At 60.7% G+C, this 15,578-nt stretch carries 11 protein-coding genes; 1 reads left to right on the top strand and 10 read right to left on the bottom strand.

The features are described from left to right. Positions 1-4 precede the first annotated feature (4 nt). Positions 5-1,672 (bottom strand): energy-dependent translational throttle protein EttA, encoded by a 1,668-nt coding sequence (gene ettA, locus OMR58_RS14430; protein WP_264546265.1) that lies wholly within the window; start codon positions 1,670-1,672, stop codon positions 5-7. A 205-nt stretch (positions 1,673-1,877) separates the two neighbouring features. Between ettA and OMR58_RS14425 the strand changes: the two genes are divergently transcribed. Continuing rightward, positions 1,878-2,825 (top strand): 2-hydroxyacid dehydrogenase, encoded by a 948-nt coding sequence (locus tag OMR58_RS14425; RefSeq protein WP_105594805.1) that lies wholly within the window; start codon positions 1,878-1,880, stop codon positions 2,823-2,825. A 125-nt stretch (positions 2,826-2,950) separates the two neighbouring features. Here OMR58_RS14425 and deoR read toward each other — a convergent pair whose 3' ends face one another. The 9 genes from deoR to atzF form a co-directional block, all read right to left on the bottom strand. After that, positions 2,951-3,694, bottom strand: a complete 744-nt coding sequence (gene deoR / locus OMR58_RS14420) for a DNA-binding transcriptional repressor DeoR (protein WP_200562068.1) — start codon at positions 3,692-3,694, stop codon at positions 2,951-2,953. A 159-nt stretch (positions 3,695-3,853) separates the two neighbouring features. Beyond that, complete coding sequence (gene urtE, locus OMR58_RS14415) at positions 3,854-4,552, bottom strand: urea ABC transporter ATP-binding subunit UrtE (RefSeq protein WP_200561991.1); 699 nt, start codon at positions 4,550-4,552, stop codon at positions 3,854-3,856. Position 4,553: 1 nt separating this feature from the next. Continuing rightward, complete coding sequence (gene urtD, locus OMR58_RS14410; protein WP_264546264.1) at positions 4,554-5,345, bottom strand: urea ABC transporter ATP-binding protein UrtD; 792 nt, start codon at positions 5,343-5,345, stop codon at positions 4,554-4,556. After that, positions 5,338-6,414 (bottom strand): urea ABC transporter permease subunit UrtC, encoded by a 1,077-nt coding sequence (gene urtC, locus OMR58_RS14405; RefSeq protein ID WP_264546263.1) that lies wholly within the window; start codon positions 6,412-6,414, stop codon positions 5,338-5,340. Before urtC ends, urtD begins: the two co-directional genes overlap by 8 nt. After that, a complete protein-coding gene (gene urtB / locus OMR58_RS14400; protein ID WP_264546262.1) occupies positions 6,414-7,973 on the bottom strand; it encodes an urea ABC transporter permease subunit UrtB in 1,560 nt (519 codons plus the stop codon). Before urtB ends, urtC begins: the two co-directional genes overlap by 1 nt. A gap of 77 nt (positions 7,974-8,050) precedes the next feature. Beyond that, positions 8,051-9,319: an urea ABC transporter substrate-binding protein gene (gene urtA, locus OMR58_RS14395; RefSeq protein WP_264546261.1), complete on the bottom strand. Its 1,269-nt coding sequence runs from the start codon at positions 9,317-9,319 to the stop codon at positions 8,051-8,053. 28 nt (positions 9,320-9,347) lie between these two features. After that, positions 9,348-10,058, bottom strand: a complete 711-nt coding sequence (locus OMR58_RS14390) for a GntR family transcriptional regulator (protein WP_264546260.1) — start codon at positions 10,056-10,058, stop codon at positions 9,348-9,350. A gap of 10 nt (positions 10,059-10,068) precedes the next feature. Then, a complete protein-coding gene (uca, locus tag OMR58_RS14385; RefSeq protein ID WP_264546259.1) occupies positions 10,069-13,686 on the bottom strand; it encodes an urea carboxylase in 3,618 nt (1,205 codons plus the stop codon). Then, complete coding sequence (atzF, locus tag OMR58_RS14380; RefSeq protein WP_264546258.1) at positions 13,679-15,481, bottom strand: allophanate hydrolase; 1,803 nt, start codon at positions 15,479-15,481, stop codon at positions 13,679-13,681. The genes uca and atzF overlap by 8 nt, the downstream gene beginning before the upstream one ends. Positions 15,482-15,578: the final 97 nt, after the last annotated feature.

Here is a 15,578-nt window from a genome sequence, read left to right as displayed (position 1 = left end):
CGTTTTACTTAATCATACGCTTGTACTTGATACGCTTCGGCTCCAGCGCGTCGGCGCCCAGCGTGCGTTTCTTGTACTCTTCGTATTCGGTGAAGTTACCTTCGAAGAACTCGATCTTGCCTTCATCCTGGTAATCCAGAATGTGGGTCGCGATACGGTCCAGGAACCAGCGGTCGTGCGAGATAACCATCGCACAGCCCGGAAACTCCAGCAGGGCGTTTTCCAGCGCGCGCAGGGTTTCGATATCCAGGTCGTTGGTCGGTTCATCGAGCAGCAGCATGTTGCCGCCAACCTGCAGCAGCTTCGCCAGGTGCAGACGACCGCGCTCACCGCCGGACAGTTCGCCCACGCGTTTGCCCTGGTCGACGCCTTTAAAGTTAAAGCGACCCACGTAGGCACGGCTTGGCATCTCGGTGTTGCCGATACGCATAATATCCTGCCCGCCGGACACTTCTTCCCATACGGTCTTGGAGTTGTCCATGCTGTCGCGGAACTGATCGACCGAGGCCAGCTTAACGGTTTCACCGAGCACGATTTCGCCGGAATCAGGCTGTTCCTGACCGGACATCATGCGGAACAGCGTGGATTTACCCGCGCCGTTCGGGCCGATAATCCCGACAATCGCACCCTTCGGTACGGAGAAGCTCAGATCGTCAATCAGCAGGCGGTCGCCGTAGGATTTACGCAGGTTGCTGACTTCCAGCACTTTGTCACCCAGACGGGCTCCAGGTGGAATAAACAGCTCGTTGGTTTCGTTACGCTTCTGGTATTCGGTGTTGTTCAGCTCTTCAAAGCGTGCCAGACGAGCCTTACCTTTCGACTGCTGGCCTTTGGCGCCTTTGCGCACCCACTCCAGCTCTTTCTCAATCGATTTACGGCGTGCGGCTTCGCTTGAGGCTTCCTGCGCCAGACGCGCGTCTTTCTGCTCCAGCCATGAGGAGTAGTTGCCTTCCCATGGGATACCCTCGCCACGGTCCAGCTCCAGAATCCAGCCCGCCACGTTATCCAGGAAGTAACGGTCGTGGGTAATCGCTACGACGGTGCCTTCGAAGTCGTGCAGGAAGCGTTCCAGCCAGGCCACGGACTCGGCGTCCAGGTGGTTCGTTGGTTCGTCCAGCAGCAGCATGTCTGGTTTTTCCAGCAGCAGGCGGCACAGCGCCACGCGGCGGCGTTCACCACCGGACAGGTTGGCGATTTTGGCATCCCAGTCCGGCAGGCGCAGCGCATCGGCAGCACGTTCCAGCTGGGTGTTGAGGTTGTGGCCGTCGTGCGCCTGGATAATCTCTTCAAACTTGCCCTGCTGTGCGGCCAGTTTGTCGAAGTCTGCATCCGGCTCTGCGTACTTCGCGTATACCTCGTCCAGACCTTTCAGTGCACCAACCACTTCGGCAACGGCCTCTTCCATCGATTCGCGCACGGTGTGTTCCAGGTTCAGCTGTGGTTCCTGCGGCAGGTAGCCGATCTTAATCCCCGGCTGTGGACGCGCTTCGCCTTCGATGTCTTTATCGATACCGGCCATAATGCGCAGCAGGGTAGATTTACCCGCACCGTTCAGGCCGAGCACGCCGATTTTGGCACCCGGGAAGAAGCTGAGTGAGATGTTCTTTAGAATATGACGCTTCGGCGGCACGACTTTGCCGACGCGATGCATGCTATAGACGAATTGAGCCACGTAGATTGAGCCTCTTATGGTCTGAGTTAATAGCAGGGCGCACTGTTGCCCCTTCAAACCACGGAGTTTAGCTGTTTTCCCCACTTAATCACAGCCACCTTGCAGCGGATTATCCCGATATCACCCCAACAAGCGGATATCTGTTTGATTTCTCACCATGTAACGTTATGCTAATTTTTTTGCCTTATAAATTATGGAGATATCGATGAGAGTCCTGATCGCGGCGCAAGAAAATGCCTGGGGCGGTATGATCCAGCAGCTACGAGAGACGCTGCCCGACGTTGAATTTGTCGCTTCCGCAGAGCAGGCCGGGAAGAGCCTGGCCGGGTTTGATGCGCTGATCCCGACCATGACCCAGGTCAGCGAGCCGCTGCTGCAAACGGCCGATCGGCTGAAGCTGATCCAGCAGTCGGGTGCCGGACTGGAGCGGGTGGATATCGCCGCCGCCCGCGCTCGCGGCATCGCGGTCGCCAACGTGCCGACCGATATCTCCGGCAATGCGGATTCGGTTGCCGAGCTGGCAATCTGGATGATGCTGGGCCTGGCGCGTAAAGCCAGCGAAGTGCCGCAGATGCTGGCGGATCGTCGGCTTGGGCAGCCCATAGGCCTGGGGCTGAAGGGAAAAACCGTGGGCCTGGTGGGCCTCGGCGGCATCGGTAAGGCGCTGGCGCAGAGGCTGGCGGCGTTTGAGATGCGGACGATCGGCGTAAAGCGCAGCGTAGACGCAGAATTTGCCCGCCGCCATCGGCTGGACTGGCTGGGCACTATGGAACAGCTCCCGCAGCTGCTGGCCGAGTCTGATTTTGTGGTGCTGAGCCTGCCGGATAACCCGGAAACCCACCATATTATCGATGAACCTGCGCTGGCGAAGATGAAGCCCGGCAGCTTCCTGATTAACGTGGGGCGCGGTGGATTGATTGAGAAGGGCGCACTGCTGGCGGCGCTGGATAGCGGGCAGCTGGCCGGTGCAGGGCTGGACGTATTCTGGCAGGAGCCGCCCGATCCGCAGGATGTGCTGTTCCGCCACAACGTAATCGCTACGCCGCATATCGGTGGCGTGACCGATATTTCAATCAGCGGGATCGTGGCCGGGGTGTGCGAGAATTTGCGCCGTCTGCGAGACGGCGAGGCGATCCTTAACGATCAATCTTAACGCCTGAGGGGCTGGCGGTCGCCGTGCCGTAAAGCCGGGGCGACCTTCAGTTGCGGATAAGCCTCCCTGGAAATCAGGCTTTTTAGCGTGCAGGGAGTAAATGGCTGCCGGGAGGGATGCCCGCTTTACGGGCAGATCACCGGAATTCCCAGGTCCTGCGGCGGAGCGGCATCGCTAATCAGACCGTCGAAGGCGCTGAGATCGGCGATGCGCGCCGGAAGCACCTTGCCGAATTTGCTGCTGTCAGCCACCAGCAGCCGCTGGCGTGCACGCTGAAGCGCCAGCAGCTTTACCGGCAGCTCGTTCAGGTTATAGCAGCTGGCACCCTGTTTGATATCTACGCCCGCTGCGGAAATAAACGCCTTATCCGGGCAGAGGTTATCCATCACCGACAGCTGACCCAGTGGGGTAAACATGGCGTTGTCCGGGTGGAATTCACCGCCGCAGAGGATAACCCGGCAGGCCGGTTTTTCCTTCAGGGCGAGGAAAGTATTCACCGCACAACAGACGGCGGTAAACGGCATATCGTCGTCAATCGCGTCAATAATCCACGGAATAGTGGTGCCGCAGTCAAAGTAAATTGTCTCATTGGGATTAATCAGCGCCGCCGCGCGCAGACCCAGTAGCCGTTTTTGTTCAACGTGCTGGCTCATCTGGTCGGAGACAAAATAGTGACTCTGATTGCGGATGGGATCGGCAACGATATAGCCGCCGAGCAGCACCACCGCACCGGGACCTTCATTCAGATCGCGGCGGATGGTCATCTCAGAGACGCCCAACAGCCGGGCGGCTTCTTTCAGATGGATTTTATCGGTGCGCTTCAGCGCCTGGGCCAGCTTGTTTATGCGCTCGTCGCGCCGGGTTTCCATGATGGTTCTTCCAATGTGGCGAATGACGGTAAAGGTCAACATTAACCTGGCCATTTCAGACAATTTGGAGTGTACCTTCAATAGGATAGCGCCGCAAATTCCACGCAAACCTGCCGGAAAGCCAATCCTGGCCGCACACAGGCGCGGCCAGGGCGGGCATCAGATCGCTACCAGCCCGCGTACACCGTCCGCTTCCATATCCTCGCCGCGACCGCGCTGAATAATCTCCCCGCGCGACATCACCAGATAGCTGTCGGCCAGTTCAGCGGCGAAGTCGTAGAACTGCTCCACCAGCAGGATCGCCATATCACCGCGTTTCGCCAGCCCGGCTATCACCGCGCCGATCTCTTTGATCACCGAAGGCTGGATCCCTTCGGTGGGTTCATCAAGGATCAGCAGCTGTGGTTTACAGGCCAGCGCTCGCCCGATTGCCAGCTGCTGCTGCTGGCCGCCGGAAAGATCGCCGCCGCGCCGCTGCCGCATTTCCAGCAGCACCGGGAACAGCTGCCAGATCTCCTCCGGCACTTTGGCGGCCTGCGCGCCGGAAAAACGCGCCAGCCCCATCAGCAGGTTCTCTTCCACGGTCAGGCGGGGGAAGATCTCACGGCCCTGCGGCACGTAGGCGATCCCGGCCTGCACCCGCTGGTGTGGCTTACGATTGTTAATCGCTTTATCCTGCCAGCTGATGGTGCCGGATTTGGCGGGGATCAGTCCCATCAGGCATTTCAGCAGGGTGGTTTTCCCCACTCCGTTGCGGCCCAGCAGGCAGGTGACCTCGCCGGGGCGGGCTTCAAACGACAGTCCGCGCAAAATATGGCTGCCGCCGTAGTACTGATTCAGTTCCGATACTTTTAACATGTCAGCGCCCCAGATAGACTTCAATAACCTGCTCGTTGGCCTGCACCTGACGCAGCGATCCTTCCGCCAGTACCTGGCCCTGATGCAGTACCGTCACGTGGTCGGCAATGGTTTCTACAAAGCCCATGTCGTGTTCCACCACCATCAGCGAATGTTTTCCGGCGAGGCTGCGGAACAGCTCGGCGGTGTACTCCGTTTCCGCATCGGTCATTCCCGCCGCGGGTTCGTCCAGCAGCAGCAGATGTGGCTCCTGCACCAGCAGCATGCCGATCTCAAGGAACTGTTTCTGACCGTGGGACAGCAGCCCGGCGGTGCGCTGCCGACTGCCGCCGAGGCGTAGCAGCTTAAGGACGTCATCGATCCGATCCTGCTGCTCGCCGTTCAGCTTTGCCCGCAGGCAGGCCCAGACGGATTTATCGGTTTTCAGCGCGATTTCCAGATTTTCAAACACCGTCAGCGCCTCAAATACCGTCGGCTTCTGAAACTTGCGGCCAATGCCGACGCGGGCGATTTCCGGCGGCGATAGCGTGGTGAGGTCGGTATCCTGGTCATAGAAAACCCGACCAGTATCCGGTCGGGTCTTGCCGGTGATCACGTCCATCAGCGTGGTTTTTCCTGCGCCGTTGGGGCCGATGATGCAGCGCAGCTCGCCCACGCCAATCTGCAATGACAGGTCGGTCAGCGCCCGGAAGCCGTCAAAGGAAACGTTGATCTTATCCAACTGGAGGACCGGATCGGTTTGCGCACGGTGGCGATCGGACGGATGGGGCTGGGTAAACAGTTGTTCAGTCATGTTTCCTCCTGCGCAGCAGGCCAATCACGCCACGCGGCAGGAACAGCGTAACGAGGATAAACATCAGGCCGAGGAAAAACAGCCAGAATTCCGGGAAGGCGACGGTAAACCAGCTTTTCGCACCGTTGACGATGGCCGCACCCAGCATCGGGCCAATCAGCGTTCCGCGACCGCCCAGGGCGACCCAGATGGCGGCCTCAATCGAGTTGGTCGGCGACATTTCGCCAGGGTTGATAATGCCGACCTGTGGCACATACAGCGCACCGGCCAGCCCGCACAGCACCGCCGACAGCGTCCAGACGAACAGCTTGAAGCCGCGCGGATCGTAGCCGCAGAACATCAGTCGGTTTTCCGCATCGCGCACTGCGGTCAGCACGCGGCCAAACTTGCTGCGGGACAGCGCAAAGCCAATGCCGAGGCTGATGACCAGCAGCAGCACTGTGGCGACAAACAGCCCGATGCGCGTGCCAGTGGTGGTAATCGGGAAGCCGAGCAGGGTGGTAAAACCGGTGAAGCCGTTATTACCGCCGAAGCCGGTTTCATTGCGGAAGAACAGCAGCATACCGGCATAGGTCAGCGCCTGGGTCATAATTGAAAAGTAGACCCCTTTGATCTTCGAGCGGAAGGCAAACCAGCCGAACACCAGCGCCAGTACGCCCGGCACCAGCACGATCAGGCACAGCGCCCAGGCGAAGTGCTGCGTTCCGGCCCAGAACCACGGCAGTTCGCTCCACGACAGGAACGACATAAAGGCGGGCAGGCCATCACCGGCGGCCTGGCGCATCAGGTACATACCCATGGCATAGCCGCCCAACGCGAAGAACAGGCCGTGGCCGAGCGAGAGCAGCCCGGCGTAGCCCCACACCAGATCCAGAGCCACGGCGACAATGGCGTAGCAGAGGATTTTGCCGACCAGCGTCAGCGTATAGGTTGACAGCGCCAGCGGGTTATCCTGCGGCAGCAGCGCGAGGAACGGCAGCACCAGCAGAGCCAGCAGCAGCACCGCCCCCAGCCCGAGGGTCAGACGCGGCGCTTTCTGCGCCACGGTTAGCGTCATGGGTTGCGTCATCAGTCAATCACCCTTCCTTTAAAGGCGAACAGCCCCTGCGGCCGCTTCTGGATAAACAGCACGATCAGCACGAGGATCAGGATTTTGCCAAGCACGGCCCCGATCTGCGGTTCCAGTACTTTATTGAGGATACCCAGGCCGAGCGCGGCCACCACGGTGCCGGCCAGCTGGCCAACGCCGCCGGTCACCACCACCAGGAAGGAGTCGATAATATAGCCCTGACCCAGCTCGGGCCCGACGTTGCCCAGCTGTGAAAGCGCCACGCCCCCCAGCCCGGCAATGCCGGAACCCAGGCCGAAGGCCAGCATATCCACGCGTCCGGTGGGCACGCCGCAGCAGTCGGCCATGGCGCGGTTCTGCGTTACCGCCCGTACGTTCATGCCCAGACGCGTTTTATTGAGCAGCAGCCAGGTCAGTATCAGCACGCCAGCCACGAACACCATTACCGCCAGGCGGTTGTACGGCAGAACGAGGTTCGGCAGCACCTGCATTCCACCCGAAAGCCAGGCAGGGTTAGCGACTTCCAGGTTCTGGGTGCCAAAGACGACGCGGACCAGCTGGATCAGCATCAGGCTGATGCCCCAGGTCGCCAGCAGCGTTTCCAGCGGGCGGCCATAAAGATGGCGAATGATGGTACGTTCGAGCACCATGCCGATGGCGGCGGTAATAAAGAAGGCTACCGGCAGCGCCAGCAGCGGATAAAATGCCAGCCACTCCGGGGCAAAACGCTGAAACAGGTTTTGCACCATCCAGGTGGCGTAAGCGCCCAGCATCAGCATTTCGCCGTGGGCCATATTAATCACCCCCAGCAGACCATAGGTGATAGCCAGACCGAGTGCCGCCAGCAGCAGCACGGAGCCCAGCGACAGGCCGGTAAATGCCTGGCCGAGCACATCACCCAGCATCAGGCGATGGCGGATCTGTTTGAGGCTATCGGCGGCGGCGGCGCGTACGGTGGCATCCGTTTCATTTTGCGGTGACAGCAGGCGTTCCAGGCTGGCCTGGGTTTGCGGATCGCTGGTTTCGCCCAGCACTCTGACCGCCTGCAGACGTACCTGCGGGTCGCTGTCGGCCAGCTGTAACCCGGCAACGGCCTGGGCTAATACCGCATGGACGCTGCTGTCCTGCTCTGCCGCCAGCCTCTGGCGCAGCAGTGGCAGCTGATCGGGCTGGGCATCATTTTGCAGCGCGCGCGCCGCTTTCAGCCGCGTCGCAGCCTGCGGGCTGACCAGCTGATGGGCGGCAAGCGTGGTGGCAATCATCGTGCGTAGCCGGTTATTCATAAACAGCTTTTTGGTGACGCCCACCGGCGTGGCACTGCCTTCCAGCGGTGTCAGCTGGTCTTTGAGCTGATTGAAGGGCTGTTTGTTCTCGTCGAGAACCACGGTTTCACCGTGCAGGGCCTGCAACAGCGGCAGGCGGGCAGGGTCCGGAGCGGCGGCCCACTGCTGGAGAATCTTCAGCTGATCGCTGCGGCTGGCGGCGGAAAAGTCCGCTGCCGGTCCGGCCACGGCAAGGCATGGCAGGCTGAACAGCAGTATTAGCAGCAATCGCATCATAGTGTGCTCTCTCGCTTTTCTCGGGTGCGATGAATTTCAGCGGGCCAGGCAGCGCCTGGCCCTTCGGAACGGGACTATCAGTTGGTGGTTTTTACCGGGTGGTCAGGCTTTTTGTCGTTACCGGCGATGTACGGGCTCCACGGCTGTGCGCGAACCGGCTTATCGGTCTGCCACACCACGTTGAACTGGCCGTTATCTTCGATTTCGCCAATCATCACCGGTTTGTGCAGGTGGTGGTTGGTTTTATCCATGGTCAGAGTGAAGCCGTCCGGCGCGGCAAAGGTCTGTCCGGCCATGGCGGCGCGGACTTTATCCACGTCGGTGGTGCCTGCTTTCTCGACCGCCTGCGCCCACATATGGATGCCGACATAGGTGGCTTCCATCGGGTCATTGGTCACGACGGTATCGGCGTTCGGCAGTTTGTGCGCTTTGGCATAGGCTTTGTAATCGGCAACGAACTTGGCGTTAGCCGGATTATCCACCGATTCGAAGTAGTTCCACGCGGCCAGGTTGCCGACCAGCGGCTTGGTATCAATCCCGCGCAGCTCTTCTTCGCCTACCGAGAAGGCGACGACCGGTACATCGGTTGCTTTGATGCCCTGGTTAGCCAGCTCTTTGTAGAACGGTACGTTAGAGTCGCCGTTGATGGTGGAAACCACCGCCGTTTTGCCACCGGCAGAGAACTTTTTGATGTTGGATACGATAGTCTGGTAGTCGCTGTAGCCAAACGGCGTGTAGACCTCTTCGATATCGCTGTCCTTCACGCCTTTAGAGTGCAGGAAAGCGCGCAGGATCTTGTTGGTGGTGCGCGGATAAACGTAGTCTGTACCCAGCAGGAAGAAGCGTTTTGCCGAACCGCCATCTTCACTCATCAGATACTCAACCGCCGGAATCGCCTGCTGGTTTGGCGCGGCACCGGTGTAGAACACGTTTGGCGACATCTCTTCGCCTTCATACTGCACCGGGTAGAACAGCAGACCGTTCAGCTCTTCAAACACCGGCAGAACGGACTTACGGGATACCGATGTCCAGCAGCCAAACACCACGGCGGCTTTATCCTGGGTCAGCAGCTGGCGGGCTTTTTCCGCAAACAGCGGCCAGTTAGAGGCGGGGTCGACCACCACCGGCTCCAGCTTTTTGCCCAGCACGCCGCCCCTGGCGTTGATTTCATCAATGGTCATCAGCGCCACGTCCTTCAGCGGCGTTTCGGAAATCGCCATGGTGCCGGAGAGTGAGTGCATAATGCCGACTTTAATGGTGTCGGCCGCCTGAGCGTTCCAGGATAATCCCATGCCAATAACGGTGGCAGAAAGTGCAAAGGCCTTGAGCAATGAACGTCTTTTCATCAGTAATCCCCTGAAATTTTTTAAAAGATTATGTGGGTGAAACCGTGTGTAGCCTCGCCTGCTGGAGCATATGCAATGTGATTTTTCTGACCTCTGCCCTGCTGACGGCAATATGGTCGGTCAGAATTTGTTGGGCCTCCTCGCTTTGCTGGTGAAGTACTGCGTTTAAGATCCGGGCGTGTTCGTTATAGGTGGCATCAACGCGATCCTCACGGGTGAAGTCGAGGCGGCGGATGATGCGGATTTTTTCAGTTAACTCGCTGTGAATACGGGCCATTTCTTCGTTGCCTGCGGCAGAAACCAGCGCCATATGAAACGCTTCGTCATGCAGGGAAACGGCGATAAAGTCGGCCAGACGCGGTTCGTCAATCCAGAAGCGCGTCAGCCGGTCGAGCAGCTCGCTGCACTGCCGGGCGGGCAGGCGGCAGAGCCGTTTCACCGCCTCGCACTCCAGCACCGTGCGCAGGTCGTACAGCTCTTCGAAGTACGCAAAATCAAACTGGCGAACCTGCCAGCCGAGGCGGTTCCACACTTCGACATAGCCTTCACGCTCCAGGCGAAACAGCGCCTGGCGCACCGGGGTGCGGCTGACCGCCATGCGCGTGGCGATTTCGCTTTCGCTGAAGCGGTCGCCCGGCATCAGACGAAAGTCGAAAATGTCATTTTTCAGCGCGTGGTAGACGCGATCGGCCAGCACCTCCGGCCGATCTTTGCTGTTTTTCTGCGACGTTCCCTGCATGCTCACATCCTTATTCCAGCCACAGCAGCGCATCGCCCGGGCTGACCGGACGGCCTGACTGACAGCCAATGCGTTTTACCCGACCGGCCTGCGGTGCGTTGATGGCCAGCTCCATTTTCATCGCCTCTACCACGATCAGCGGCTGCCCGGCCTCCACGACGTCCCCTTCCTGCACCAGGATCTTCCAGATATTGCCGTTCATATCGGCACTGACCTGCAGGGCGCTGTCGTCCTCTTCCGGCGGCAGCAGATTCTCACTGCTGCTGAGCGGCGCACCTTCCTCTTCCTGCGCCCACAGTGCTACTTCGGCATCAAAGGCGCTGGCCTGGCGGCTGCGGAAGGCCGCGATGGACCCGGCGTTATCGGCGAGGAACTGCGTGTGTTCCGCAAAGTCGAATTCGCTGTGTTCGATACGCACGCTGGCGCGGCCTTCACGGAAATCATCACGCAGCACGTCCAGCTCGGCTTCGCTGACCGGATAGAAGCGCACCTGGTCGAAGAAGTGCAGCAGCCAGGGTTCGTTGGCGGCAAACTGATCGTTTTTCAGGAACTTGTTCCAGATTGGCAGCGTGCGGCCCACCAGCTGATAACCGCCGGGGGAGTCCATGCCGTAGATGCACATATACATGCCGCCGATACCAACGGTGCCTTCGGCGGTAAAGGTGCGCGCCGGGTTGTACTTCGAGCTCAGCAGGCGGTGACGCGGGTCAATCGGCACCGCGCACGGTGCGCCGAGGTAAACGTCGCCCAGGCCGAGGATCAGATAGCTGGCGTCGAAGATCGTATCTTTCACCTCATCGCGGCTGCTGAGGCCGTTAATACGCTGGATAAAATCAACGTTGTTCGGCAGCCACGGCGCGCTGGCTCGGACGGTTTCCTGGTAGCGTTCCACCGCGCCTAACGTCGCGCTGTCTTCAAAGGCCATTGGCAGATGCACGATGCGCGACGGCACCTTCATCCGGCTGACGTCGCCGAGATTTTTCTCAAGATCCTGTAGCAGCGTCATCAGCTGTTTCTGGCTGAGAATGCGGCTGTCATAGCGGATCTGTAGCGAGCGCACGCCGGGAGACAGCTCTTCAACGCCGGGCTGGCCGTAATCGCGCAGCGCGGTCATCAGCAGATGGATGCGCAGGCGCAGCGCCAGGTCCAGCACGTTATCGCCGTATTCCAGCAGGATGTAATTGTCGCCCGCCTGGCGCCAGACCACCGTTGGTGTAGTGGCGGTGGCTTTCAGTGAGCCGAGAATGGTGGCGGAACCGTGCGCGGTTTCTGCCAGCGACGGCACCTCAAAACTCGGCAGATGCAGCGCGCTCAGGTTTTCCACGCTGCGGGCCTGAGCCTGCTCCAGCGCATGGGCTTCTTCCGGACTAATCGGATGGAAGCGCAGGCGATCGCCCGGTTTTACCTGGCCGACTTTCCACAGCTCGGCTTTGGCGATGGTCACCGGGCAGACGAAGCCGCCAAGGCTCGGTCCGTCGCGGGTGAGGATCACCGGGAAGTCGCCGGTAAAGTTGATCGCGCCGATGGCGTATTCGCAGTCGTGAACATTGGAAGGGTGCAGCCCGGCTTCGCCGCCGTTATCACGCGCCCAGCCGGGTTTCGGCCCCACCAGGCGTACGCCAAGGCGGTTTGAGTTGTAGTGGACGTGCCAGTCGCTGGCAAAGAACTCATCAATCGACTGCTGGGTAAAGAAGTCGGGTGCGCCGTGCGGCCCGTAGAGCACGCCGATGCGCCACTCATCGCCGTAGACCGGCTGGGCGGCCACAGGCAGCGCCCGGGGTTCGCTGACCGGCGCTGGCGTCGTGCAGGCTTCCAGTTCGGGCTGCGAAATCGCCAGCATATCGGCAACGCGCAGCGTGCGCCCGGCGTGGCCGCCAAACTGGCCGAGGGCAAACGTAGAACGGCTGCCGAGGTATTCCGGCACATCGAAACCGTTTCGCACCGCCAGATAGGTACGGCAGCCCTGCTGCGCACGACCTAATGTCAGCGTCTGGCCCGCTTTGACCGCCAGCGGCTGCCAGTAAGCAACCTCTTCATCGTCCAGTGTGGCCGGGCAGCGCGCACCGGTCAGGGCGATCAGCGCATCGCTGTGGAAACGCAAAGTCGGTCCCTGTAGCGTGAACTCCAGCGCGGCGGCTTCTTCTGCGTTGCCGACGATACGGTTAGCCAGTTGGAAAGCGTAATCATCCATCGGGCCGGAAGGCGGCACGCCGATATCCCAGTAGCCGAGGCGGCCTGGATAGTCCTGAATACTGCTCCAGGTGCCTGGCTGAATCACTTCAATCACCGGCGAGGCGGCGCTGAAGCTGTCCAGCATGCGCGTCCACACCTTGCCGCTGTGGAAGGCGTCCGTGGCGACAACCTGGCGCAGATAGTCGAGGTTGGTGGCGATGCCGTGCAGGCGAGTCTGATTCAGCGCGGTCTGCATTTTCTTCAGCGCCGCCTCGCGGTTTTCGGCGTGAACGATTAGTTTGGCGATCATCGGATCGTAGAAGGCGGAAACTTCGGTGCCGGTGGTAATCCAGCTGTCCACGCGCACATCGTCCGGGAAGCTGACTTCGGTCAGTACGCCGGGGCTGGGCTGGAAGTTCTTCAGCGGATCTTCCGCGTAGATACGTACTTCAATGGAAGCCCCCTGCGGGGCCTGAGCCATCCGCGCCCAGTCGGGTTGTTCGCCCGCCGCGACCTGCAGCATGCACTCCACCAGGTCCAGACCGGTGACGCATTCGGTGACAGGATGTTCCACCTGCAGTCGGGTGTTCACTTCGAGGAAGTAGAATTCGTCGCGGGCGGCATCGTAGATATATTCCACGGTTCCGGCGCTGCGGTAGTTCACCAGCTCGCCCAGTTTTACTGCAGATTCCAGCAGCGCGCTGCGCGTGGCGGCAGGCAGGCTGGGTGCCGGGGTTTCTTCCAACACTTTCTGGTTGCGGCGCTGTAAGGAACAGTCGCGTTCGCCGAGGGCAATCACTTTGCCCTGACCGTCGCCGAAGATTTGTACCTCAACATGGCGGGCGCGATCGATGCAGCGTTCCAGGAACACGCCCGCATCGCTAAAGAACTGCTCGCCCAGGCGGCGGACGCTCTCCCAGGCGCTGCGCAGTGCAGCGTCGTCCTCACAGCGGGTCAGACCGATGCCGCCGCCGCCCGCGGTACTTTTCAGCATAACCGGGTAGCCAATGTGCTCCGCAGCGGCCAGTGCCTCGTCCAGCGAAGCAAGCAGCGGCGTGCCGGGTGTCATTGGTACGCCTGCGGCAGCGGCCAGTTCACGCGCCCGGTGCTTCAGGCCAAATTCGCCGATCTGATGCGCGGTGGGGCCGATAAACACCACGCCGGCCTCTTCGCAGGCGGCGGCAAACGGCAGGCTTTCGGACAGAAAACCGTAGCCCGGCCAGATGGCCTGAGCGCCAGTTTCCAGCGCGGCATTAAGGATCTTGTCAATTTTCAGGTAGCTGTCGCTGGCTTTTTCGCCGCCCAGCGCAATCGCAATATCGGCATCTCTCACGTGCTGGGAATTCCGATCCGCATCGGAGAAAACGGCCACGCTGGTAATACCCAGGCGCTTCAGGGTGCGGATGGCGCGGCAGGCGATTTCGCCACGGTTGGCGATCAGTACGGTATTAAACATGTGACGTCTCCTGACGGGCCAGCCAGTTGCGCCAGCCACCGAATGCGGTGATTTCAGTTGCCTCTGCCAGTGCCGCCGGTTCGCAGATAAAGCCCTTCACCGTGCGGCCATCGGCCAGTTCCAGCGTTCCTATCCCCAGCGGTGCCGGGATTTCTGCAACAAACTCGCCGAAGCGGGCCAGCGGGATATCCCACAGCTCAACGGTGATTGCTGCGCCCGCGCTGTCTTTCGCCAGGCCGGGTTTGGCCGGGGTGGTGTTAGCCAGCGCATACAGCCGGTAGCAGGCGGCGGTGGTGGTTTCTTCCACCAGCACGGCATCGCGGCGGGTCAGCTGGTGGTTCAGCGGCATGCCGGTCAGGTGGGCACCCACTACCGCAACGCGCACGTGCAGTGGAGACGCGGGTAATGACTTTTTGGACGCGGGCTGCGGCAGGCCGGTCGCACCGAGGCTGAGCGCCTGCTGTTGCTGCCAGCGGCGACCAAATTCTGCCAGCGCACGGTCGTACCAGGCTGGCGCGATAACGGTGATCCCGGCAGGCAGTCCGTCGGCACGGAACGGGCCGGGAAGCGCCAGCGCGGACAGGTCGGCGAGGTTGGTAAAGTTGGTGTAGGTGCCGAACTGCGAGTTGTAACGCACCGGCTCCTGCTTCATCTCTTCCAGGGTATGAATGGTCGGTGAGGTCGGCACCACCAGCGCATCAAACTGGCTCAGGGTCTGCTGGATCTGACGGGTCAGCTCGGCGCGCAGGTACTCGGCTTTAAAGGTCTCCACGGCGCTGTAGTTATGGCCGCTGTTAACGATGCCGTACACCACCGGGTCCATCTCCTCCGGGCGGTTGAGCATGTCGCCGACGGCCACGGTACGTTCAGCCACCCACGGGCCGTAATAAAGCTGTTCCGCCAACTGGTGGAACGGTGTGAAATCAATGGGATGCAGCGTTGCGCCCCCGGCAGTGAGCTCTGCCAGTGCGGCTTCCCATGCGGCGGCGGCCTGTGCATCGCCGAAGAACTCCGGGACGGCCGGAATGGCCAGACGCGGCGCGGCGGAGAGGGCGGCGGGTGCCAGGCCCGGATCGGCGCGCGAATAGGCATCCTGGCTGTCGTAGCCCCCGGCACAGCTGGCGACGAGGAAGGCATCCTCCACCGTCAGGGCGAAAATCGAAATGGTGTCGTTCAGGCGGCAGGCGGGCAGCATGCCGGTCGCCGACAGCCAGCCTTTGGTCGGCTTCAGGCCAACGATATTGTTGAATCCGGCGGGAACGCGGCCGGACCCGGCGGTATCGGTCCCGAGGGCAAAACCGACCAGCCCGCGGGCGGTTACCGACGCGGAGCCGGAACTGGAGCCGCCGCTGACGTATTCCGGGTTAAAGGTGTTGCTGACCGCGCCGAACGGCGAGCGCGTGCCGACCAGGCCGGTGGCGAACTGATCGAGGTTAGTTTTGCCAATCACCACGGCACCGGCTGCCTTCAGTCTGGCTACCGCAGTGGCATCGGCTTCGGCCTGATAAGTGAAGGTCGGGCAGGCGGCGCTGGTCGGCCAGCCCGCGACGTCAATATTGTCTTTAACCGCGAAGGGAACGCCAAACAGCGGCAGCGACGCCGGATTCTGCTGCCAGGCCGCCAGCAGCGGTTCAACCTGCGCTCGCAGCTGGGCGGGAGAAGCAAGGTACAGCCAGGCATTGTCGGCGGTTGAAAGTCCGGAGAGCAGCGACTCCAGCGTGGACAGCACCGAATCAGGATGCTGCTGATAGTGATGCTGCCAGTCCTGTAACGTAAATCCTGTGGTTAAAGCCATATGTTGAATTCCGTCTGGTATACAAGATGGAATTCAATAGAGCAAAGGATGTGCCATGTTTTTAATTGATTGAATTTTATTGTTTTTAATCCATCTC

The organism is Erwinia sp. INIA01 (assembly GCF_025947915.1).
GTDB classification, from domain to species: Bacteria; Pseudomonadota; Gammaproteobacteria; order Enterobacterales; family Enterobacteriaceae; genus Erwinia; species Erwinia coffeiphila.
This window is presented reverse-complemented; position numbering and strand designations above follow the sequence as displayed.

What these genes read in the sequence shown, in the direction of transcription:
- urtE (WP_200561991.1), bottom strand. Translation starts at nt 4,552, where the DNA reads ATGTTAAAAGTATCGGAACTGAATCAGTACTACGGCGGCAGCCATATT.
- urtA (WP_264546261.1), bottom strand. Translation starts at nt 9,319, where the DNA reads ATGAAAAGACGTTCATTGCTCAAGGCCTTTGCACTTTCTGCCACCGTT.
- urtD (WP_264546264.1), bottom strand. Translation starts at nt 5,345, where the DNA reads ATGACTGAACAACTGTTTACCCAGCCCCATCCGTCCGATCGCCACCGT.
- OMR58_RS14425 (WP_105594805.1), top strand. Translation starts at nt 1,878, where the DNA reads ATGAGAGTCCTGATCGCGGCGCAAGAAAATGCCTGGGGCGGTATGATC.
- atzF (WP_264546258.1), bottom strand. Translation starts at nt 15,481, where the DNA reads ATGGCTTTAACCACAGGATTTACGTTACAGGACTGGCAGCATCACTAT.
- deoR (WP_200562068.1), bottom strand. Translation starts at nt 3,694, where the DNA reads ATGGAAACCCGGCGCGACGAGCGCATAAACAAGCTGGCCCAGGCGCTG.
- urtC (WP_264546263.1), bottom strand. Translation starts at nt 6,414, where the DNA reads ATGACGCAACCCATGACGCTAACCGTGGCGCAGAAAGCGCCGCGTCTG.
- urtB (WP_264546262.1), bottom strand. Translation starts at nt 7,973, where the DNA reads ATGATGCGATTGCTGCTAATACTGCTGTTCAGCCTGCCATGCCTTGCC.
- OMR58_RS14390 (WP_264546260.1), bottom strand. Translation starts at nt 10,058, where the DNA reads ATGCAGGGAACGTCGCAGAAAAACAGCAAAGATCGGCCGGAGGTGCTG.
- uca (WP_264546259.1), bottom strand. Translation starts at nt 13,686, where the DNA reads ATGTTTAATACCGTACTGATCGCCAACCGTGGCGAAATCGCCTGCCGC.